At 57.6% G+C, this 22,311-nt stretch carries 17 protein-coding genes; 8 read left to right on the forward strand and 9 right to left on the reverse strand.

Going from position 1 to position 22,311, the window contains the following annotated elements; translation table 11 throughout:
• Positions 1–12 precede the first annotated feature (12 nt).
• The 3 genes from ACI5FR_RS22060 to ACI5FR_RS22070 form a co-directional block, all read right to left on the reverse strand.
• Positions 13–1,020, reverse strand: a complete 1,008-nt coding sequence (locus tag ACI5FR_RS22060; protein WP_405458330.1) for a 2-oxoacid:acceptor oxidoreductase family protein — start codon at positions 1,018–1,020, stop codon at positions 13–15.
• A gap of 144 nt (positions 1,021–1,164) precedes the next feature.
• Positions 1,165–2,052, reverse strand: a complete 888-nt coding sequence (locus ACI5FR_RS22065) for a metallophosphoesterase family protein (protein WP_405458333.1) — start codon at positions 2,050–2,052, stop codon at positions 1,165–1,167.
• Positions 2,053–2,249: 197 nt separating this feature from the next.
• Complete coding sequence (locus tag ACI5FR_RS22070) at positions 2,250–3,332, reverse strand: aromatic acid exporter family protein (protein WP_405458335.1); 1,083 nt, start codon at positions 3,330–3,332, stop codon at positions 2,250–2,252.
• Positions 3,333–3,607: 275 nt separating this feature from the next.
• Between ACI5FR_RS22070 and ACI5FR_RS22075 the strand changes: the two genes are divergently transcribed.
• The 8 genes from ACI5FR_RS22075 to ACI5FR_RS22110 all read left to right on the forward strand — a co-directional run bounded on the left by ACI5FR_RS22075 (position 3,608) and on the right by ACI5FR_RS22110 (position 12,083).
• Positions 3,608–3,694, forward strand: a complete 87-nt coding sequence (locus ACI5FR_RS22075) for a putative holin-like toxin (protein ID WP_405458380.1) — start codon at positions 3,608–3,610, stop codon at positions 3,692–3,694.
• Positions 3,695–3,987: 293 nt separating this feature from the next.
• The gene (locus ACI5FR_RS22080) at positions 3,988–5,760 is read left to right on the forward strand and encodes a sensor histidine kinase (protein ID WP_405458336.1); all 1,773 of its coding nucleotides are present in this window, start codon (positions 3,988–3,990) and stop codon (positions 5,758–5,760) included.
• Positions 5,757–6,845: a response regulator transcription factor gene (locus ACI5FR_RS22085; RefSeq protein WP_405458338.1), complete on the forward strand. Its 1,089-nt coding sequence runs from the start codon at positions 5,757–5,759 to the stop codon at positions 6,843–6,845. Before ACI5FR_RS22080 ends, ACI5FR_RS22085 begins: the two co-directional genes overlap by 4 nt.
• Before the next feature lie 145 nt (positions 6,846–6,990).
• Positions 6,991–8,664: a type 2 periplasmic-binding domain-containing protein gene (locus tag ACI5FR_RS22090; RefSeq protein ID WP_405458339.1), complete on the forward strand. Its 1,674-nt coding sequence runs from the start codon at positions 6,991–6,993 to the stop codon at positions 8,662–8,664.
• A 23-nt stretch (positions 8,665–8,687) separates the two neighbouring features.
• Positions 8,688–9,578 (forward strand): ABC transporter permease, encoded by an 891-nt coding sequence (locus ACI5FR_RS22095; protein ID WP_405458340.1) that lies wholly within the window; start codon positions 8,688–8,690, stop codon positions 9,576–9,578.
• A 15-nt stretch (positions 9,579–9,593) separates the two neighbouring features.
• Positions 9,594–10,484, forward strand: coding sequence for a carbohydrate ABC transporter permease (locus ACI5FR_RS22100; RefSeq protein ID WP_405458342.1), 891 nt, complete (start codon positions 9,594–9,596; stop codon positions 10,482–10,484).
• Positions 10,485–10,527: 43 nt separating this feature from the next.
• Positions 10,528–11,364: a metallophosphoesterase family protein gene (locus tag ACI5FR_RS22105; RefSeq protein ID WP_405458344.1), complete on the forward strand. Its 837-nt coding sequence runs from the start codon at positions 10,528–10,530 to the stop codon at positions 11,362–11,364.
• A gap of 17 nt (positions 11,365–11,381) precedes the next feature.
• Complete coding sequence (locus ACI5FR_RS22110; protein WP_405458346.1) at positions 11,382–12,083, forward strand: histidine phosphatase family protein; 702 nt, start codon at positions 11,382–11,384, stop codon at positions 12,081–12,083.
• Here the strand turns inward: ACI5FR_RS22110 and ACI5FR_RS22115 are convergent.
• The 6 genes from ACI5FR_RS22115 to ACI5FR_RS22140 all read right to left on the reverse strand — a co-directional run bounded on the left by ACI5FR_RS22115 (position 12,080) and on the right by ACI5FR_RS22140 (position 22,211).
• Positions 12,080–12,829: a creatininase family protein gene (locus tag ACI5FR_RS22115; RefSeq protein WP_405458348.1), complete on the reverse strand. Its 750-nt coding sequence runs from the start codon at positions 12,827–12,829 to the stop codon at positions 12,080–12,082. The two genes, ACI5FR_RS22110 and ACI5FR_RS22115, sit on opposite strands and share 4 nt — an antisense overlap.
• Positions 12,813–14,534 (reverse strand): polysaccharide deacetylase family protein, encoded by a 1,722-nt coding sequence (locus ACI5FR_RS22120; RefSeq protein ID WP_405458350.1) that lies wholly within the window; start codon positions 14,532–14,534, stop codon positions 12,813–12,815. The genes ACI5FR_RS22115 and ACI5FR_RS22120 overlap by 17 nt, the downstream gene beginning before the upstream one ends.
• Before the next feature lie 74 nt (positions 14,535–14,608).
• A complete protein-coding gene (locus tag ACI5FR_RS22125) occupies positions 14,609–17,554 on the reverse strand; it encodes a family 78 glycoside hydrolase catalytic domain (protein ID WP_405458351.1) in 2,946 nt (981 codons plus the stop codon).
• Positions 17,555–17,590: 36 nt separating this feature from the next.
• Positions 17,591–19,186 (reverse strand): extracellular solute-binding protein, encoded by a 1,596-nt coding sequence (locus ACI5FR_RS22130; RefSeq protein ID WP_405458353.1) that lies wholly within the window; start codon positions 19,184–19,186, stop codon positions 17,591–17,593.
• Positions 19,187–19,264: 78 nt separating this feature from the next.
• Positions 19,265–20,320: a response regulator gene (locus ACI5FR_RS22135; RefSeq protein ID WP_405458355.1), complete on the reverse strand. Its 1,056-nt coding sequence runs from the start codon at positions 20,318–20,320 to the stop codon at positions 19,265–19,267.
• Between the two features lie 7 nt (positions 20,321–20,327).
• Positions 20,328–22,211 carry a sensor histidine kinase gene (locus ACI5FR_RS22140; protein WP_405458358.1) on the reverse strand — a complete coding sequence of 628 codons (1,884 nt, stop codon included), beginning with the start codon at positions 22,209–22,211 and terminating at the stop codon, positions 20,328–20,330.
• Between the last annotated feature and the right edge of the window lie 100 nt (positions 22,212–22,311).

Consider the following 22,311-nt stretch of genomic DNA (forward strand, 5'->3'; position numbering starts at 1 on the left):
ATGTAACTCTTTTTATTGGACGGCCAAATCAAAACGGTGCGGCACCCGGTGCCCGTCGGCATACCCGTCTTCCTCGCGCGCGCTGGACAGCGCTTCGGTCGGGCAAGCCTGGACGCACTTCAGGCAGCCTTTGCAATATTGGTAATCGATGCCCTGGAGGAACATCTGCGGGCGGCCCTTCTTGTCCGCCAGTTCGTCCCAGACGAAGCAGAAATCCGGACAGACGTTGTCGCACGCGGCGCAATGAATGCACTTCTCATCGTCGAAATGAGGCATCATGCCCGCGCGGGAAATGCTCAGATCCTTCAATATACTATTCCCGGGGTTCGTAATGGTGCCCCCAATCGGCTGCGTCTCGTACCCGAGCACAGGCGTATCGTGACGCACAAAAGCCGGCATCTGCTGACCTTCCGGCAGGGCGAATGTCTGGAATTTCACTTCGGAGTAGCCCCGGTCGAACGTACGCAGCGCCGGCTGAACCGCTTGCGGGTATTTTTTCTCGAGCGACTTGCGAATGACGGCCTTCATCGCTTCCGGATCCAGGAAATCGCAAAGCCGGAACAGCGCTCCGAGCATCGCCATATTCACTCGGTTCTTTTCTTCCAGCGAGATGCCGATCGCATCGACGACGGCAATCGTGCCGCCGATCAGCTTCAGCTTCTCCTTCAGCTCTTCCGGGGATTTGGTCGAGTTGACCAGCACGAGGCTATCCTCATAAATGCCGCTGATAACGTTTACAGTCTTCGAAAGGGATTCGTGAAAAATGCCAACTACATGGGGACGCTCTACGGGTGATGTGTCTCGGATGTTCGTCTCAGGCATGCAAAACCGAATATGGGCTTTTACCGCAGAACCTTTTTTCTCAGAGCCGTAGGAAGAAAAGCTTACGCCATTCAAGCCTACGCCCGTGACGCCTGCTTCCGCCAGCATTTTACCAGCCAGATTGGCGCCCAGACCGCCGATCGATTCCAGGCGAATCTCGAAAAATCCAAGATCATTAACTTTAGGCAGCGTGACCAATGCGAGGACTCCTTTCGACTGTCCATTTTATGTCTTTAAACCTTAATCTATCATATCTGTTGTACTTTTAATATACCCCTTTTATACCTAAAGCTTATAAATATTCTGAATTTTCCTTATAAAATATCTCTATGACCGGGTTTTCTACTCTTCCAGAACGACCCATGTATCGAATCGGTTTTCGCCCTCGAAGAGCCGGATGACGCGCGCTCCCCGCGGATAACCGTCCTTGCCGTACGTGTTGTACCCGGTCGCCCTGCCGTACGCCAGCCGGATGCCGTGCAGCTCTCCGATGTAATCATTTATATGATCGTGACCGACGAATGTGCCTAGGATGTCGCCTTGCTCCACCATCGCGCTGAAAAATCCCGAGTTCAGCCTGGACGCGCAAACGTCCTCCAGCTTCACCCCTGTACAATCGCCGCGCTCCCACACTTCCTTGTATTCATGAAGCGGAATGTGGAAGAACGCGAGGCTGGGCAGAGGCGTACTCCGCCCGTATTTCCGCCGGCTCGATTGCTCGGCATACCACCCAATTTGGTCGCGCCGGATCCAGGCGTATCCTCCGACCGGAGCGGCGGCATAATCTCCGGAGTCCAGGAAAACAAGCTGGGCGCTCCGTTCGTCCGATCCGTCGGATGACGCGATATCCAAGAAGTAGTTGCCGACGCCGCTCAATTCGGCCGGGCCCGGCTCGGCCATGCAATTCGCGTGCGAGGTCGCTATGCTCATCAGCGCTTCCCGGGACACCTCCCCCTCGCTGTCGTGGTTGCCGAATACGAACGCCCACGGAATGCCGCTGCGGTCGAGGGCTCCTACCGCTTGGCCGAACGAGGCGAGCGGGTCGCGGCAGTGCGAGCTGTCGATCACGTCGCCGGTGATGACGGCGAGATCGGGCTGCACCTGGGTCAGCACGCGCTCCATCAGCGCCTCGGTGCGGCGGTCCGCCTCTTCTCCATTGCGCCAGTGCACGTCGGTGAACTGTACTATCGTGAATGTTTGATCGTCGCGGAATCGTAAGGGGGGTCTCATCTGCTTCGTCTCCTTAGGGGCAAGCCCGGTTATGCCCTTCATTGTAAAGGGGGCGGGCGGAAAAGGGAATAACCATTTGAGGCGAATGCATGCAAGATTATGCGCGAGTGAAGTGATGGGCTTTACAGTTGGAATATATTTCGGAGGCGAGAATCGGGTGCGAACGTGGAACGACGTGAATTCCCTCAAGTAGTGGATCAGAGCGAGCGGCTGGCCGCCGTAGCGGCGGATTCCGCCCGCGCTGTCGTAAGCGGAGAAGTCAGGGAAGCCGGCGCCGGACTCACGGCGGACTTGACGTTGCGCCAGTCGATCTGACGCTTCAGGGTGGCCAGCTCTCCGATATACTCGCGCAACGCTTCGTAAGCCTGATAGTAAGGGAATACCGCTTGAATCGATTCCCGGTCCGAAGACATGCGTTCCGTTGCGGGACTCAAGGCTCCTTGCAGTCTGAGGATAGGAGCACGGCGACCGGTATAAATCATTCTCTCCTGGACATGAACGACGAGCGCGATCGCCCGGATCAGCCGCTCTGCTTCGTGATGGCTCATGTCGGCTTTTTGCAGCGCCTTGATCAAATCGCGTATCCGTTCAAGCATCGTCTCGTACGCGCGGAACTCGGCTCCCGCTCCGGGATCGGCCTTTCTCCCGAGCCAGCGGTCTTCCCGGATGAGCTGAGAGACGGCCTTCCCTTTCTCGATATAATCGCGCACCTCGTCCAGCTGGAGCCGCATCTGCGGCTTGTAGGGCGTCATCGTGCCGTTCCGGAGGTCGAGGCTCACATAGTGAAGCAACGCCCTAAGCATAGACTCCGACTTGGCGAGCAGCACCTCTTCCCGTTCGCTGTGTACGGGGCGCCGCACCATGTTCACCAGCGTCCCGACCGTCATCCCGATCAGCACCAGAGCGATCTGGTGCAGGGCCGCGCTGCCGAACAGCTCGTCGGCGGTCCCCATCGTGTTGACCGCCACGATCACCGCAAGCGGCAAGGCAGCCGTCTGCTTGAAGCGCACATGCAGCGCCATAACGAGGAGCGCCACGGCGGCGATGACGGGCGCGGTACTGCCGATCAGCTCCACGACCGTGATGCCGAGCAAGGCGGCCAGTAAGGCGCTCGCCATATTCGTAGCCGAATGGCGGAGCGAGCGGTAGACGGACGGCTGCACTGCGAGCATGGAGATGATGCCGGCGAAATGGTCGGGCTCAAGCTTCAGCAACCGGGCGATGCTGATACTGATCATGATGGATATGGCTGTCTTGATCACGCGAAGACCGACTTTCATGGACATCCCCTCCGGCAAGTGATGTATATGTTATATATCATAACATAAATCTGCTCACCTGAGCTATAGTCCAGGAATCATGTTATATTTATTGACATAAATAATTCAAAAATCCCCCGTAACCGGTGGATACAACCTGATAAGGGAATAGGCGCATAAAAAAAAGCCCAAGCTTCCAGGGGCTTCTCCTATGCTAAGTATTACCAAGCCATCATATACATGGTAATAACTATACCTTTGACGGGGTCGCTCCTTACAGAGAGGAGGCCTTCAAGATGGATTCTTTCCAAACGATTTCGGTTATGTTTACGTTCGGGATGTTCATTCTCGCGTTGCTAACTTATATCGAAAAGAGAAAGTAATCCAGACCCGCTTCTGTTCGGTCATCGGTGCCCATTGCGGAGCGTGCTCCCGCCAAATGATATAGTTCCGTAGAGCCAGGTGCTGCCCACCTGACTCTATTTGTATTGCTCGGAAAAGCGAATTATTCCTGCGAACGGCGTGAGACGGGCGGCGTTTTTTTGACGCGTTGTTCAGGGTGCCATAAACCGGGCCATAAGGAATATAGAAAAATACTCTAGTCAGCGGGAGAACGTTGGCGTATATAATGTAGTTGTGATTTCTCCATTGAGGGGAACTACTCTGGAGGTACATTGTGAGACTATCATCCGCGCCTTTGTCAGGCATGTCCAGGACAAGCACCCCCCGCTCCCTGAAAAAGAGCCTAATCGTCTCCCTGCTGCTCAGCACGGTTATCCCGATTGTGCTTATGGGTATCGGTTCTTACTATGCCATTTACACCATCTTGGACCACAAAATCGGGAACTCCATTCAAAGCACCCTGCATCAAGTCAGAAGCAACATCGAGACCACTTATAACAATTTGAACTACGTCTCCCAGCAGCTCACCAACAATGATTTGCAGCTGTTTTTCCAATCCAATGACGTTATGGAACGCTATATACTTGGCCAGACCGTATTCAAAAATCTCGACATCATCAGCTACACCAACCCGGATATCGGTCTGTTCTACTATTACACCCCGCCGAACAACACCATTTTTTATCAGAACCAGGAAGTAAGATCAAGCGAGAACCCGAATGAACGCCCTATCCTGTCCGTGGTCAAGGGAGTCACCTATTATGGACCGCACCGATCGCTATCCCACCGCAATGAGAATGTGCTCTCTGTGTCCCGCTCTATCAACATCGCCAAACAAAGCGAGATGCATCTATACGTGGAAACGAACTCCTTCCTGTACAGCCAGCTTCTGAACAGCACTCAGTACGGCATGAACGCGGCTCACTTGCTGGCGGATCATACCGGGGCCGTTGTGTTCAGTCAGAATGAAGAGCACTTTCCTGTCGGCATGGTACTGCCGGTGGACTTCGGCGGCAGCCAATATGCGAGGGTCAACGACTATTATTTATTTCGCGACTACAGCCCGGAGCAAGGGTGGTTCGTCTATTCCGTCGTCAGCCCTCAGACGTTCCGCTCCGAAACCGTGAACTGGATGCTGCTCAGCCTAGCGATTGCCGCCATTTCGCTGCTGTTCAGCGGCTTGCTCGGCTGGTCGATCTGGAAAAAGTTCTACTTCCCTCTCTCCATCCTGACCAGCGAAATCCGGAAGTTCGAGGGTCAGCAGTTTCAACGAAACGGCCAGCCGCAGCAGGACATCCGCTTGACGCAAATTACAGAATTCGATGTGGTTCTGCTGCAATTTCAAGACATGCGCATGCGCATCCTAATGCTGCTTCGAGAACTGAAGCAGAACGAAGAGGACAAGCGGTTTCTGGAAGTGGAGAAGCTCGTCGCGCAGATCAACCCGCATTTTCTCTACAATACGCTCAATACGGTCCAATGGCTGGCGAAGTCGAACGGTCAGGAGGACATCGTCAATCTGATTGCCATTTTCACGAGGCTGTTGCGCTACAACCTGGGGAAAAACGGCGGTGTTGTGGAGCTCAGTCAAGAGATCGAAGCGCTCCGGGACTACATAGCTCTGCAGCAAATCCGTTACAATTACAAGTTCGCGATCGATATCCATGTAGAGCCCGAGACGCTGCAAGTGCCTGTCCCCCGGTTCCTGCTGCAGCCGCTTATCGAGAATGCCCTGTATCACGGTCAGGCGGAGGACGGCGCGACGATCCAGCTCTCGATCTCGGCCAAACCCGACGGCTACATGCTGGTTTCGGTGAAGGATCATGGCAAGGGCATGAGCGATGAACAGATCCGCAAGCTTATCGAGGGACGCATTCCGGAACGCGAGAAGGTCGGCATGGGCATCGGCTTGCACTATGTGAACACGATGCTGCGTGTGCATTACGGGGAAGAAACGAGTCTAACGGTCGAGAGCCATCCCAACGAAGGAACAACGATCCGGTTCAACATCCCTCTGTCAACGAAGGAGTTAGGAGGCCCCTTATGATTCATGCCATTGTGGTTGAAGACGAATATTTTGTCCGGCTCGGATTTATCGCGGCGATGCCATGGGAGGATTTCGGCATCCGTATCGTCGGGGAAGCCGTCAACGGGAAGCAAGCGATTGAGCTGATGGAGCGGATGAAGGTGGATCTCGTCATCACGGACTTGGCCATGCCGGTCATGAACGGCTTCGATCTGATGCGGCATGTACGGGAGCATTACCCGAACGTACACCTGGTGGTGCTGACCTGCCACGAGGATTTCAAGTATATCCGGGATGCGATGCGATACGGCGCGCTCGATTACCTCATTAAGACGGAGATCGAGGGCGACACCATGCAGGAGTCGCTGCGCCGGATCGTCCAGCGGATCAGCAAGTCCGACGTGACGAACCGGTTCCCGGGAGCCGCATCGGCTAATGACGGTCAAGAAGTCGCAGACTGGTCGGAAGAAGACGGCATCCGTCTTCAACAGTGCATCGATCGCTGGCTGCCGCTCTATTGGGTCGTTAGCGACGCCGAATTCGAGTTGCTGCAGGAGCAGCTCCGAGAGCTGCAGCCTCCTCTGCAGGAGCTGCGCAAGTCGGTCCACTATTTGCTCGTGGAATGGAGCCGCATGCCGGGCATAGGCAGCATGCACGATTGGTCGAAGCGGGCCGAACGGCTGCAGACGCAGCCGGATTGGGAATCTTACTTCCGTGAAATTCGCCAGCTCATGCGCCGCCAGCTTCGCATGGCCCAATATCCGGAGGATGTCGTGATCCGCATCTTGCAAGTGAAGGAAATGATGAAGAGCGAGATGGATGCGAAGATCTCGCAAAGTTATTTTGCCGAGAAAATGAAGCTCAGCCGCGGTTATTTCAGCAGCAGCTTCAAAGACATCGTCGGCACCTCCTTCCCCGATTATCTGAAGGCGCTGAGGATCGCCAGGGCCAAGACGCTGCTTACCCAAACCGCCAAATCTGTCGCTGACATCGCGGAAGAATGCGGGATTCCGGATCACCGGTATTTCAGCAAACAGTTCCGCGAGGAAACCGGCCTGCTTCCTTCGGAGTACCGCAGCAGCCGCAACTCTGCCAATCAAGTATGAAAAATGTCGTCGGCTTGTAGGAAAATCGAAAGAGGAAATAATCAATTTTCTACATCCCTACTGCCGTTTGCTGCTCACGCTCCTCTCGGCCTGTCGTCTAGTATGAAGCTGTAAGCCATTAATCCGAGAATCGGAGGTTCGTATCATGAAGAAGAGTAGAGTGACCTTATTCGCCATTCTCGCGGCAGCTCTGCTGGTGGTCACGGCTTGCAGCGGCAATAAGGAGGGCGCGGCTCCCACTGGAACAGCGGCACAGACCGCAAGTCCGCAAGGGGAAATGAACGGACCGTTCACGAAGTACACACAGCCGGTTACACTGACCACCGGGTATTACATTCCCGATGAGTACAAGTGGCCGGAAGGCACGATCAACGACAACGAGTACACCAAGCTGTACGAAGACAAGCTCAACATCAAGTTCACACACGCTTTCGAAGTGCCACATGCCGGTTACGAACAGAAGGTGAATCTTCTGATCTCGAGCAATGACATCCCGGACGTGCTCGTCGTCACCGAATCGCAATTCAAATTGTTAGCGGAATCGGACATGCTCGCAGATTTGACCAAAGTGTACGAGGAATTCGCTTCCCCCACACTGAAGAAGCTGTACGGCGACTACGGTCCGGAGTTCATGCGCAAGGTCACCTACAACAACAAGCTTGTCGGCTTGCCCTCGACCGCTCCGGCCCGCAACAACGACGGGGTCGTCTGGATTCGCCGCGACTGGCTGAAGAATGTCGGGATCGAGCTGCCGGATGTCATTACGCTAGCCGATCTGGAGAAAGTGTCCAAGGCGTTCATCGAGAACGATCCGGACAAGAATGGGAAGAAAGACACGTACGGGATCCAGAGCACATCCAACTTCGTAACGGGCACGATGGGATACAACACCCTTGACCTGCTGTTCACCGCCCACAAGGCGTATCCCAAGATCTGGACCAAGGATAAGAATGGCAATATCACATACGGATCGCTGCTGCCGGAGACGAAGCAGGCACTCGGCACGATCCGGGAATGGTACGCGAAGGGCCTGATCGACAAGGAGTTCGGCACGATCAAGCCGGATCAATTCGCCAAAGACATCAATGCGGCGAAAGCCGGCATCACGATGGGACAATCCTGGTCCTCCATTGCGTTCCCCGACTCCGTCAAGAACGATCCGACAGCCGACTGGAACGCCCATATCCTCGTCGCCGACGACGGCAAATATTACTCGAGACAGTCCAACCCGATCGAGAAGATCGTAGTCGTCAAGAAAGGCGTGAAGAACCCGGAAGCGGTCTTGAAGGTCATTAACCTGATGGCGGAGATGGACAACCGCAAGCCGAATTCTCCAGCGGTCTACACGAACACCACCGGCACGACGTGGACCGTCCGTCCGATTCAAGTGCAGATCCGCGAGAAGTTCACATTCAGCGACCGGATCAAAAATCTGAAAGCGACGGCCGACGGGAAGTTCAAACGGGAAGATTTGCCGCAAAACGATATCAAAATATTCGATGACTATAAGAAAGGGTACGAAGCCTTAAAAGCGGATCCTGCCGCTTGGGCATTCGTCATCTACTTGTTCAACGGGGGCAAGGTCGTGCTCAGTCCTCTGACCAACGAGGTGTACAGCGAATATTATGGGATCACCAAGAGCATGGAGACCAAGTGGGCGAACTTGACGAAGCTCGAGAATGAAGCGTTCATGCGTATTATAGTTGGCGACAAGCCTCTGGACTACTTCGAGACGTTTATCGACGAATGGAAGAAGCAGGGCGGCGATGAGATCACGAAGGAAGTAGCGGCGGAAATCAAACGGCTAAGCGGCAAATGATGTTGCGCGGGCGGAGAACCACTATGAAGGATAAAGCCGTGCAAATCCACTATCACCTAATGATGATCCCAGGCATGATTTTCCTGGCCGTGTTCCATTACTACCCGATCCTAGGGTCTGTCATGGCGTTCAAAAAATACTTGCCCGCCAAGGGCATCTGGGGTTCGCCGTGGGTAGGGCTCGACAATATCCTGTACATGTTCCAAATATCGGACAGCAAGGTCATTCTATTCAACACTCTATTCATAGCCGTCATGAAGATGATCGCCAACCTGATCGTCCCGCTCGCCTTCGCGCTTCTGCTGAATGAAGCTCGGGTGCGCTTCATCAAACGCTCGGTGCAGACGATCGTGTACTTGCCGCATTTCATGTCGTGGGTGCTGCTCTCGGTCATCATGCTTAATATTTTGTCGCTCCGCGGCGTCGTGAATCAGTTTCTCGGCCTGTTCGGCATCGACCCGATCTTGTTTCTTGGCAACAACACGTGGTTTCCGGCCGTTCTAGTCATAAGCGACGTTTGGAAAGATTTCGGCTTCTCGGCTATCATCTTCTTGGCCGCGCTCACCGCCATTAATCCCGCCCTATACGAAGCGGCGGCCATGGATGGGGCCTCCCGCTGGACGAGGCTCTTGAACATCTCGCTGCCAGGCATGATGCCGACTGTCGTACTGATGTCCACACTCGCGCTTGGGAACGTGCTGGACGCCGGCTTCGAGCAAATCTTGAACCTGTACAACCCGCTCGTCTACGCATCCGCGGACGTTATCGACACCTATGTATACCGGGTCGGTTTGATTCAATCGCAGTACGGCATCGCGACCGCGGTCGGCTTGATGAAATCGGTCGTCAGCTTCATCTTGATCATCATTTCGTACCAGCTCGCGGCTCGGTTTGCGAATTATAGGATCTTTTAGACAGGAGGCAGCGGCATGCCCATTTACGGAAAAAGCAAGTCGGCTCGCGTCGTTGACCTCCTCATTCACGGCCTGCTCATCGCCATTGCGTTCTTGTCGTTGTTCCCGATTCTGAACGCCTTTGCGAATTCGTTCAGCGACCGTACGGCCGTGGCTGCGATGAAGGTGACGGTCTTCCCGATCCACTTCAGTCTAGCCAACTACAACGCGATTATGAACGACAAGCAGTTTTTCACCTCCTTCGGCATTTCGATTGAGCGCGTGCTGCTCGGCGGAGGACTCCAATTCGTTCTGACGATTATGCTGGCTTACCCGTTATCGCGGGATAACCGGAGGTTTAGAGGCAGGGACATCTACATGTGGGCGATCGTGATCGCCATGCTGTTCCACGGCGGCTTGATTCCATGGTATGTCACAGTGAAGTCGGTAGGCATTCTCGATACGATCTGGGCGCTCGTGCTGCCCAAGGCCGTGCCGGTATTCAATGTCATCCTGTTGATGAACTTCATGCGCAGCTTACCTAAGGAGCTGGACGAGGCGGCGGACATGGACGGAGCCGGCCCCTGGTACAAGATGGCGATGCTGTATGTACCGCTGTCTCTACCTGCGCTGGCCACCGTTACGCTGTTCAGTATCGTCGGTCACTGGAACGCCTTCTTCGACGGGCTGCTGCTCATCAACAGTCCGGAGAAGATGCCGCTGCAGACGTACATCAACCTGTTCATGCTGCAGACGCAGCAGATGGACGACATCGATCCGGAGCGGATGGAAGCGCTGCTCAAGATGTCGGACCAAGGGTTGAACGCGGCTAAAGTGATGCTCAGCATGGTCCCGATTTTGATCCTCTACCCCATGCTGCAGCGTTTCTTCATCCATGGGATCGTACTCGGTTCTGTCAAAGAATAAACGGGATACCTGGTCTAAGATCAGGTTAAAGGAGGCGTGCATCTTGCACGAAGACACACTAACGATTCATTGGATGACCGATCTGCATCTGAAAGATACGGTGACCGGTCTGCCGGAGGCGGCGGGCGCCATCTATGCCGAACGCCACTATTACGCCGCGCTGGACAAATTGCAGCAGAGCGTCGAGATCATTGGCGCAATAAAACCGGATCTCGTCGTCTGTACCGGGGATGTTATCGACGGGCGGCAGCCCCTGCGCGCGTTCGCCGAACAATGGGAGCGAATCCGCTCCCCGAAGACGTTCGTTCTCGGCAATCATGATCTGGATGCCGGCTATTCAGCGGTAGTTGCGGAGTTGGGTTACAGTGAGGGGCCTGAGATCGCCGGGAGCCGGTTCACGCGTTCCTTCCCTTTGCATAAGGGCGACGTTCGCGTACGCATCCTCATACTCGACACATACGTCGGAGAAGACGGCCAACATCGGTACGATACGTGTGAAGGCACGATAGGCCCAGCAGCTTTTGAATGGCTCGAAAAGGAGATAATGGGATGCCCGGAGCCGGTCATCCTGTTATTTTCGCATAATGGCATGGAAGGGCCAGCCGCTTATTTCGACCAGCGCCACGCCGAGCGGTTTAGAGAACTTGCCCGACGCTTGACGCAAACGGGGAAACGGCTGTACAACCTGGCCGGCCACCATCATGTTCACCCGCAAGCCTTGGTTAAGGAGATTGTACCGGGTTATACGTACGTGAACGGCGTTGCCATGATCGTGGGCCCCTTATCCTATCTGAATGTGCTGCATGTTCAGAAGGATGGCACCCTGGATATCGAGTACGAAGAAGTGCGGTATCGATCGACGCCGCATAGTCCCAAATAAGAGAAGGAGCTTCCCCCATGCGATTGTACATCATTCGTCACGCGGATCCGGACTACGAGAACCATACGATCACCCCTTCGGGTCATATGGAGGCACAGGCGCTCGCCGAACGGCTGCAGCAGGAACGGATCGACCGCATCTACAGCTCGCCGGTACCGCGCGCGCTGCACACGATGCAGTACACAGCCGACCTGCTCAAGCTGGAGCCTGCCATTCAACCGTGGATGGCCGAACTGGGGTGGCATATTCAGGATGCTGCGGGATCAGACAAAGCCGCTTGGAATGTCGACGGCGAGCTCGTACGCGGGAGCGGGCCATTCCCGCAGAAGGACAGCTGGAGCGATACGGAACCGTTCGGCGGCAGGGACTTTCGCTCCAAATACGAGGCTTTGACGGAGCATTCGGACTCGTTCCTGAAGTCGCTCGGCTACGCAAGGGAGGGAGGCCGATACCGCATCCTGCAGCCGAATCGGGACAGGATCGCGGTATTCTGCCACCTCGGCTTCGGGCTGACATGGCTTTCCCATCTGCTGGAGCTGCCCGTGCCTTTAGTGTGGACCGGTTTCTGGAAAGCCCCCAGCTCGATCACGACCCTCCTCTTGGACGAGCGATCGGAGCAATGGGCGGTCCCTCGCTGCATCGGCTTAGGAGATACCTCCCATCTGCATCGTGCGGGGCTGCCGATCAGTCGCCAGGGCATCGTAGCGAACTTCGATTAGGTCGCTCCTTTCCTCTGCCTGACCGCTTCGCGGGTCTCATCCAACTCCCGCAAATAATCAAGCGCGCATTCGACCATCAGCTGCATGAGCTTCTCGCCCTTCTCGGGGGTCGCCGCCTCCGGGAATCCCCAGTAACCGTCCTCGGTGATGTCGTCTACATCGAAGTAGTCCATATAGTCCTGCGGCACGGTAGTGGCTTGCTTCTGAGGTACATATTCGGATACAAGCTCGGGATGCAGGTACATCATGATCGACGTCTCCTTCTCCCCGGCATGCAAGTCGTGAGCTACATGCTCGGTCACCTCGTGCTGCCGCTTCACGACGACGGAGTTGTGGATCAGCACGATCTCCATCGGTTCGCCCTTATCCTGGAAATCGCGGATCAGCTGGCGAATCGTGGGCTTCAGAATCCAGTTGCCGCCATGGCCGTTCAGTAATATCACCTTCCGGTACCCCGAGTAATGGAGCGATTCGATAATGTCTCGAATGACGAGACCTAGCGTCTCGGCCTTCAAGTACACCGTCCCCTTCGACTCCCGGTGCTCGATCGACGAGGCGATGGACAGAACCGGTAGCACGTAGGCGTCCAGAATCGTCCCGATCCGGTCGGCGAACGCTTGCGCGATCATGGCGTCCGTGCCGACAGGCAAATGGCTGCCATGCTGCTCGACCGCCCCGACCGGCAGGATGGCGACTGTGGACGCCGAAGCTTCAAACTCGCGCTTGTTGTTACGATATGTCAGCATAGCTGATGCGCCCCTTTCGGCATAACACTCCGTATTTCCGCTCCACCTGTACGCTAGCGTCCAAGCCGTCTTCTTCGCCCGGGCGCAGCGGAATCCATACCACCGGTGACGCCGCCTCAACGGGATCGATCACGACCGCCGCACTGGTGGCGCTACGCTGCACGACAACTTCGTCCGGGCTGTCGATGCCCAGACCTACGACCTTCAGCCGGCGCCGAGCCCGGTGCCAGGCGTTGATCTCCCGGCTCGTCCAAAACGCGAAGCCCTTGCCGCTCGCGATCCGCACGAACTCGATGAGCGACTCCCGGACGGCGTCCGCGCTGTGGATGCGCCCCTGGTGGAACAGGAAGTGCGCTACACCTTGCACTTCGCGGACGGCATCCAGGAACGGCTGCACGACGCTCATGTCGGTCATCGCCCCGAGGTCCTGCGTCAGGAAGCCGATCTCCAGCACATCGTAATGCCGGTTGCCCTCATCGAACCAGGCGATCGGGAAGTACGGCTGGCACGTCGCGAACGTGAAGCCGACCGTTCCCGTCTTGCTCGGCCCCCGCGTCTGATCGACCTCGATGCCGCACGCCTCGCACCAGGCGAACAGCTCGCCCCAGCCTTCGAACCGGGTGAAATGGTTCTTGTTGCTCGTCACCGCTTCCCCGCCGTTCACCGTGGTGAGCCATTCGTACTGCCGGCGGAAATCCGCCTCCGACCAGCTCCCGCCCTCGCGGACGTTGGCGTTGAAATGAAGCGCCAGCTCATGGCCCGCTTCGCGGATACGCTGATGGTACGGGAAGCTATAGCCCGGCTTCATCATGCACCAGGTCGAACGGATCCCGCATTCGGCCAGCACGCGCAGCGTCGTCTCCGCATCCGTGTCATGGTTGCGGTCGCTGTCGTGCGAGATCGTGGCGATCCCGGTCACGCCCTCCGGCCAGACGTCGACGAACGGCAGCGTCTTGCCCTTCTCCGTGATGCGCTGCAGGATGTGGGCCACGATCGTCTCGCGCCAATGGTCCGCGTACGGGACGCCGAAGTACGGCGCTCCCGTCTCGGTATGCGTGCGGTCGGCCACCCAATCGAGCTGCAGCTCGTCCTCGGCCTTCAGCACGCCGTCGTCGAGCGGGGCCGAGCCGTCCGGCGCCGGTGCGCCGTCCTCGGCGACCGGCCGCAGCCCTTGCTGCAGCCCGATGACGGAGAACGGAATATCGACGCTCCAGCGGTCGATATAGCCGTTCTCCACGCGCAGCTGCAGCAGCGCGGGCGCTGCGTCGCCGGCGGCGCCGACCGCGGCGGCGAGCACCTCGCACGGCGCGTCCGGCTGCCATGGCAGCGCGCGCAGGTAGCGCAGCGGCCGGTCGGGCCCCCATGGCGCCGGCAGGCGGGCGTAGCCCGCGCCGAGCAGAGGGCCGCGCCGGCAGCCGAGCCGCCGCGCGAGGCCGTTCAGGCCGGCGAAGGCGATAACGACGCCGCCCCGGGAGGCGTACAGCCAGAGCTGCTCGTAATCGGCTGCCGTCTCCTCCATCGCCGCGACCAGCACGACGTCATAAGCCGCCTCAAGCGCGTGGTTCGTCTCCTCCAGCCAATCGAACGGCAATCCGGCCTGCTCCAGCATCTCGCCTATATGCCGTTCGAATACGTTGATCCCGTAGCGCCATCTGGCTTCGGCCGCTCGCCGGTTGAAGAGAACGCCGATTCGGGCGATATTCATAAGGTTCATCCCGCCTTCAGTTGTATTGTGTAATGTACTGTGTAAGGTAAATGTGCGTGCCGCTCAATAGAAGATTAGACCCGATCGGAAGCGGCATCCAGCCGATACGTCTCCACGAGGCCGTTATAGCCGTCCGGGATACGAATATCGAGCTCGACATCCGACGGAGCCCAGACGCGAAGCCGCATCGTGGCCTCAGTGCCCGGCACAGCCGAATCCAGCTCCCAGACGACGTCGATCCGCCCGTCGCCGGGCAGCGGCACCGTGCCTCTGCACCAAGTGAGCCCGCCGCAGGGGTGCGGTTCCACAACCGCCTTCTTCCAGGCCACGTCGGCCCTCCGGACGCCGAGCACGTAAGCGCCCAGGAAGAAACCGGGCGCAGCGGACCAGGCATGCGCGTGGCTGCGGGTCAGGAACTTGTCGTTCTGCCGGTTCGTGGAATTCGGGAACATCTCCCAGCAGGCGCTCGCGTCCTCATCCAGCATCCGCTTGTAGTTCACGCGGATGTCATCCACGATCTCGGAGACCCGCCCGTGACGGGCGAGCGCCTCGTAGTAGAAAAACGACATAAAGGCGCTGCCGATCTGCACGAACGACGGCGGCGGATTCGTGAGATGAGCCGCAATACGCTCCGCACGCCCCGATACCGCGTGAGGAATGGCGCACAGCTCCGCGACGACCTGCGTCTGCATGCTGAAGACAAGCGATAGGCTGCCGTCGGCGTGGATCGAATCGCGGTACGCCCCGTGCTCCTCGCACCACAGATGGGCGTTGATCGCGGCCGCGAGCCGGTCGGCGGCCGCTTCGAGCCGCTCCCTCTCCGCCTGTTCGCCCACGAGCACGGCGATACGCCCAGCCGTACGCAGCGCCTGCACCAAGAACATATTCTGATGGGTGACGACGCCATCTCCGGGCGTATCCATCGCCGCCCACTCGAGCAAGTTCCAGCCCCGGAAGGCGAACAGCCCGTCCTCGTTCACCTCGCCCAAGTAGGCATCGAGCGTGGAGCGGATGGCCGGCCAAATCTCGGCGAGGAACGGCTCATCCCCCGTCTGTTCGTAATATTCGAGACAGGCGATGATCCAGAAGAACGTCCAGTTCGGAATGACGCTGCTCCAGCCGCTCGGCAGCTGGCAGGAGTAGAACGGCGTCTGCCTTCCCGAGCCCGGGACGAGCGCCAGTGAATGCCGGGTGACGTCCTCGGCGCCGAACACATAGTACGCGACCAGCGCTTCGTTGCGGCTGTCGCCGACCCAATATGTCTGCTCGTAGGTCGGGCAATCGACGAACGTGTCTTCCATGCACAGCCGGACCGTATGGCGGCTAATGTTCCATATATCGGTCAGTACCGTGTCCGAGCATTGGAAGCTGCCGATATCCGCGACCGGGAACAAGCTCTGGACGACCTGCACGCCGTACAGCTTCACCGGATGCTGCAGCAGCCACCCGCCGGAACGGGCTCGCCGGATCGTGATCATCACGTACCGCAGCCCCCGGCGCACTTGCGATTCGAACGTTTGGCGGCCGCCGCGGCAAATGTATTCGAGCGTGTTGTTCATTTTGTACGTTTCTTGGCGCCAGCCGTCCCGGAGATGCTCGAAGCCGTACATGTCCACCACGGTGCCGCTCTCCGCCTCGATCTCGAAGCGCAGGAACCCGGAGACGATGCGTCCGAAATCGATCGTGAACTCCGTATCCGCATCCTCGAACAGGGGCACGACACCGGGCGTCGGGTGCGCGATCGCGGCATTCTGCAGCTGCCTGGGGATCGCCACGGGCTCGCACACCGGTTTCCAGACGCAGCGGGTGAACACGTTGTCCGGATCGACCAACCGTTTGGGCACCGGCCGGACCCACTCCGCAAATCGATCCAGGTCCTGCGTAGAGCGGATCCCCGCCGCCTCCCGATAGGCGGGATGCGTCGGGCTGGGAGTCTGATCGACCGGCCGGGTCGTATTCGAGGTCCATTCGAACGGGCCGATCGTGATCCATTCCGAGGAATCGTCCCCTGACTCGCCGAGCGGTGAGCGGACCGTAACCTGAGCATCGCTGTGAAGGCCCATATACATCCCGACCGCGAGATCGGCGCCGGTGACGTCGATCATGAGCCAGTTCGGCCCCTTCTTCAGCTCAACCTCCACATATCGCTCCGGCAGCTCCCCGTAGAAATCGGCGGTCGGAATCCATTCCCCATTAACGGAGATCGGCCCGAACACGTTGTTGTTCGTGAAGCCTACGACTGCCCGGCAGTCTGTAATCGCTTCCACAACGGTTGCCGCGTACCCTACGTACACGACCGTATTCATGTGATCCTCGCTGCCCGGCACCATCTGATTGCGCATATCGAGATGAATCGCGTAAGGAACCGGCTTGACCTTGTACAGCTGCTCCACCCTCACCGGATGAACCGCTTGTTCGGTCAGGAACGGAATGTCCCGCTCCTTCAGCTTCTCCCACGGCAGCATGCCGATCTCGCCGATCTCGGTTGCAGCTTCCCAGCCGCTGTCGTCGAAGTCCGCTTCCGCCCACCGTTCGTCCCACAATCGGGCATCGTAGCGCTCGGCGAAGGCGTTCTGGCTCGACATACGGGGAGCTCGGCTGTCCTGCCCCAGATGCTTGGCCGTCGTCCAGTTGCGGTCGGTTACGCAGGCCCACTCTATGCCCCTGCTTTGCTCGAGCAGCTCCAGGCTGGCCAGCAGTCCGCCCCGTCCGCGCAAGTAGTAGAACGTGGACACCCCGAAATGCAGCACAAGCACCGCGATCGTATTCCGCTTCCCCGGCAGGAGCAGGTGGCCGATGTCGTGCACGTCCGTCTCCTGCTCGAACGGATAAGACCGGGCCGGGCCCCTTCCTACCCGAATGCCATTGATATAAGCCACGTAGCGCGAATCCGCCGTGATCGACAGCTTGGCCTCATCCCAGCCGGCTGCCGGAACGTCGACCGTACGGCGGAAGCACCGCCACTCGTTGCGCGGACTCGGCTCTCCGGCGCCCCAGATCCACTTGGCCTTTTCGTTCATCGCTCCGACTCCCTCTCTCCTCGGAGCTCCAGTCGTTTACGGCCGGGGAGCTCCGTATTCCTTGATGTACCACTGTGTGGCCTCGTCGATCGCCTTCTGGCCTCCCCGCTTCTTCCAGTCGTCCACGAAGCTGTCGAATGCGCTGTCGATCGGCTCCTTGCCGAGTACGACCTTGGCGAACATGTCCATGAACATGGAATTTTCCTGAAAGCCCAAGTCCGGATTCGTCCGCATCGCTTCCGGCATCGGCATGTATAAGCTCTCATTGTGAATCGTATTCGTACGTGCTATGCGCATCGCCGTGTCGATCTTCTCGAAATTTTTGCTCATCTGGATAAGCAGCGGCGACAGGCGATTGTCGCCCTTCGGGTTGATCATGACTTGGAAAAAGATCGAAGCCCCTTTCTCCTTGTTCACCGGCGCCTGAGGATCGAACTGAATGCGTCCGTTCACGTCCTTGAAGTTCTGTCCCTCGATCCCATACGCGAAAAACCGGTTTTTGGCCGTATCGTCCGTATACAGCCAGTCGAAAAACCGAATGATCTCTTCCGGCTGCTTCGCTTTGGAGAAAATCACATAGGCGGCGTTCACCCCGGTCTGCTCCGGTACGAGATACGCATTCCCCTTCTCGTCCTTCGGCCCCGCGAGCGGCACGATATCCATGTTGGCATCCGGCATCGCGTCAGGGTCGTAGGTGTTCATAAGCGCGGGAATTTGATGCTGCCACATCCCGACCTTGCCGCTTCGTACGAGCCGGTCCCAATCCGTCGTCTTGAGCGTGAACAGATTGCGGTTGACGTATCCCTTATCGAACAGCTCTTTGTGGAACATGATCGCCTGCTTCATGTCCGGCAGGATGAGATTCGGCTGGAACTGCCCGTCCCGGAACTGCCACAGCGTCGGGTACGCGTTGAAATAACCGAAGAACGAAGTCGAGAACATGAAGTTGCCCCGAATGAGATACGGAATCTCGTCCTTCTGTCCGTTCTCGTCGAGATCATTGGACTTCACCGCTTCGAAGTAGTTCAAGTAATCCTGCAGTGTGCGAGGCTCGCTGAGACCGAGCTTCTTCAGCCAATCGTTGCGGACGAAATCGACGGTCATGTTCGGCAGCGCCGCCATCTTCGGGATGCCGTAGATGCGCCCGTTCTTGGACACCTTGGGGTCCTTCCAGCTGATGTCCGCGATGCCGCGCTTCAGATTCGGTCCGTACCGGTCGATGAGATCCGTCAGATCCAGGAACACGCCGTCCTCGGCCGCATTCGGGTGCGCGGTATTGCCGATGCCGTCCGTCCACATGATGTCCGGGAATTCTCCGGCGGCGAAGCGAACCGTCATTTGCTTGAAGTAGTCGTCATGCCGCAGAATCTCGAACCGGATGTTGTACGGCTTCCCCCGGTAAGCGCTGTACAGTCGGGACAGCTCCTTGAAGTACTTGTCGTCCGGCTTGGCCGTCTTCGCATACTCGTTGCCGCCGTCCTGCATCATGATGGTCAGCTCGTACGGCTTGTCCTCCGGTGCCGGCTCCGAAACGCCCTTCGACTTGCACCCGGCCGCCGTGAGACCGACCGCCGCCAGCAGCAGCCAGATCGACGCCTTCCTCATGTACAGCATGCTCCCTTCCGCAGTCATGTTCAGTCTACTCCTCTCGCTAGCAGGTCACTATGGTTTTTTTTTCATCAATATGGACAATTCAACTCTCAATTCCCATTATACAATGCCCAGGTTCGAACGGAACTCGGACGGCGAGAAGTCGAACGTCTTCTTGAACACCTTGGCAAAATGGGCATATTCGCTGAACCCGGTGGCGAAGGCGACTTCATACACTTTGTACGAGGGGTTGTGCAGCAGCTCCACCGCCTTCTGCATACGCAGCTTGGTGATGTACTGCGTGCAGCTCACGCCGACCTCCTGCCGGAAGCATTTGCTGAAATAGGTGGCCGACATGCCGACCGAATCGGCAATCTCCGTCAGTGTGAGCGATTCCCGGTGATAAGCGTTCTCGATATACGTAAGCGCGTTGCGAATGAGGCGGTGGGAGCCCCAGTTGCGCATTTCGCGGATTTCGTTCAGGGCGAGCGCCAGCAGCTTGCGCACTTCCTCGAAAGGAGCGAGCGAATTCGCGATGCGCTGGAACGGCTTGAAATCCATCAGCTGCAGCTTCCCGTCGCTTAGCTGACTGAGCTCGGCATGGACGAGCGTGAACGCCTGCATGATAAGCTCCGTCGTGGTCTGTGCCGGATATTCGAGAATCTCGAGCGAATCCCGAATCGAGATCAGCTCCTGCTCGATATGGTCCTCCTGCAAGTACCAGACGGACTCCGCGAGCTTCTGCAGCGACTTTTTATGCTCGGACAGCCAACGATTTTTGCCCTGAAGGTCCTTCTCCCGCTGGCCGAGCCGCCCGATGACCCGCTCGAGCGTTCGGGACACTTCGTCGGGATCGACCGGCTTCAGCAAGTAATCCGACACCCCATGATGCATCGCCTGGCGCAGCAGCGTGTAATCGTTGTAGCCGGAGATCAGGATGATCTCGATCGTCAGCCCGCGCTTGCGGATTTCCTCCGCCAGCTGGAGCCCGTCCATCTCCGGCATGCGTACGTCCGAGACGACCAGATCCGGCTGGTGCTGCTCGATCTGCTGCAGCGCCTCGATCCCGTTCTGCGCCATGTCGACGATTTGCAGCTGAGGAAATTCCATTTCGATTATTTTGCTCAGACTGCGTTTAATGGGGGTTTCGTCATCCACGATCAACACCTTAATCATGCTGTCTTCACCTCATCGGGAAAATAATCTCCATCTCCGTCCCTCGGTCATCCGACTTGCGGATGTACAGCCCGAACGGTTCGCCGAATGTAAGCCGCAGCCGGCTGTGCACGTTCCACAGTCCGATATGGCTGCCCGTCTGGAACGGCCGCTGCTCGGCGTCGGCATCTCCATCCGTCGGGACTCCGGTCGTGAACAACCGGTTCAGCCGGTCCCGCGTCACCTCGTCCATCCCGCTCCCGTGATCGATCACCGTGATTTTGTAGCAATCGCCCTCAGCCCGTCCGGTCATGCCGATATACATAGCCTTGCTCCCGGCCCGCTCGTAGCCGTGCTTGAAACAGTTCTCCACTACGGGCTGGAGCACGAGCCTCACGGATACCGCATTCTCCAGGGCCGACTGTTCGTAGTCCCGCTCAATCGTGAGCCGTTCGAACCGTTCCTTCTGGATGAGGAGATACGTGTCGAGATGCTCGAGCTCTTCCGCCAGCGGGACGGTGCTGTTCAAGTCGTTCATGTTGTAGCGGAACATCTTCGCGATCGACACGACCATTCGGCTGACCGGCTTCACGCCGGCTTCGATCGCATACGAGTTGACGACCTCCAGCGTGTTGTAGAGAAAATGCGGATTAATCTGGGACTGCATAAGCATGAGCCGCGACTCGATCTGCCGGATCTCCATATCCTTCTCGCGAATCTCGGACAAATGCACGACCTCGATCAATCGTCGGATTTCGTCCACCATGCTGTTGAAGCTTCGATACAGGCTCGCGATCTCAAGCGTGGAGTGCTCTTCCGGAGCCCGGACATCCAGATCGCCGATCTCCGCCTTTTTCATCAACCGTTGGAGGAACTGAACCGCCCGCGTCAGCGGGAAGAGCAGCACAGCCATGACGACAAGCGCCAGGACGACAAGGAAAATGATGACGAGCAGCGCGTACGTATTGAGAAGTGTAAGGTCCCCGGTCAGTTCGGTCAGCGGCACTTGATTGACGACTTGCCATCGGGCCGATTCCATCCGATTGTTCAGGAACAGCTTCTTCCCTTCCGGCGATGGAGAGATCCATCTGTCTTTGCCCTCGTGAAGCGGGATCTCCGGGAACCGCTCCGCCATCTTCATGCCGAGCACGGTCTCGTCCGGATAATAGACGATATCGCCCGAATCGTCGTACACCCACATTTCTCCGGATTTGCCTAATGCCATGTTCTTGATTTGCTCGGCAATCGCCTTATAATTCAAGTCGATGATGAGCAAGCCCTCCGAACTGAAGGTGGAGCTGTTGATCAGGCTTCGGGTAATCGTCAGCACCGGCGTGTTGTTCAGCCAGCGGATGCCCATGATCGAGAAATTCTCGTTGCTCGGCTTGCGCTCGGCATAGAGCCGGAAGGCGGCCAAGGCGCTGTCATCCGAATAGCTGCTCACGACGAGGCGCTTGTTGGACACGATGGAGACGTTGTAGATGTCCGGTCGATTCGACAAAATGTAGAGGAAGATTTCGTCCGAGATCCGCTGGTTGAACGAGTATTCGTCATACTCGTCGCTCCGGCTCAACTGCAGGAAACTCCGAACGAGCGGGGAAGTGAGAACGGACGAAGTCGTAATCTCCAGCTGGTTGAAATAAGAGTCCAGATGGTCGTTCGTCAGCGTGACAATCTGCTGCCCCTGCTTGATCGCCTTCTCTTCGATCAGCCGGGTCGTCTCGCTGTACCAGTACGCGCATGAGATCGCGAAGGGCAGGAAGAACAGACCGACGATGAGCAGGATCATCCGTTTATAAATAGGAAGTGCCTTCAGCTTGAACCCTCTTCTCTTGCGAAAAGAGTTCAAGCGGAAAGCAGTGGTGTGCAAGCGAGCTTTCAATTGGGACAGGAATGCGTCGGATCTTCTCAAGGTTCGCACCGCCTGGGCTGTAGGTAGCAGAGATGCGGGCGTGTTTACGTATCGCCCGCATCCCCTGTGCGTAGATAAGTTCGTGCGGGCGTGTCGAAAT

This window comes from Paenibacillus sp. HJGM_3, assembly GCF_045062745.1.
Lineage (GTDB): Bacteria > Bacillota > Bacilli > Paenibacillales > NBRC-103111 > Paenibacillus_AA.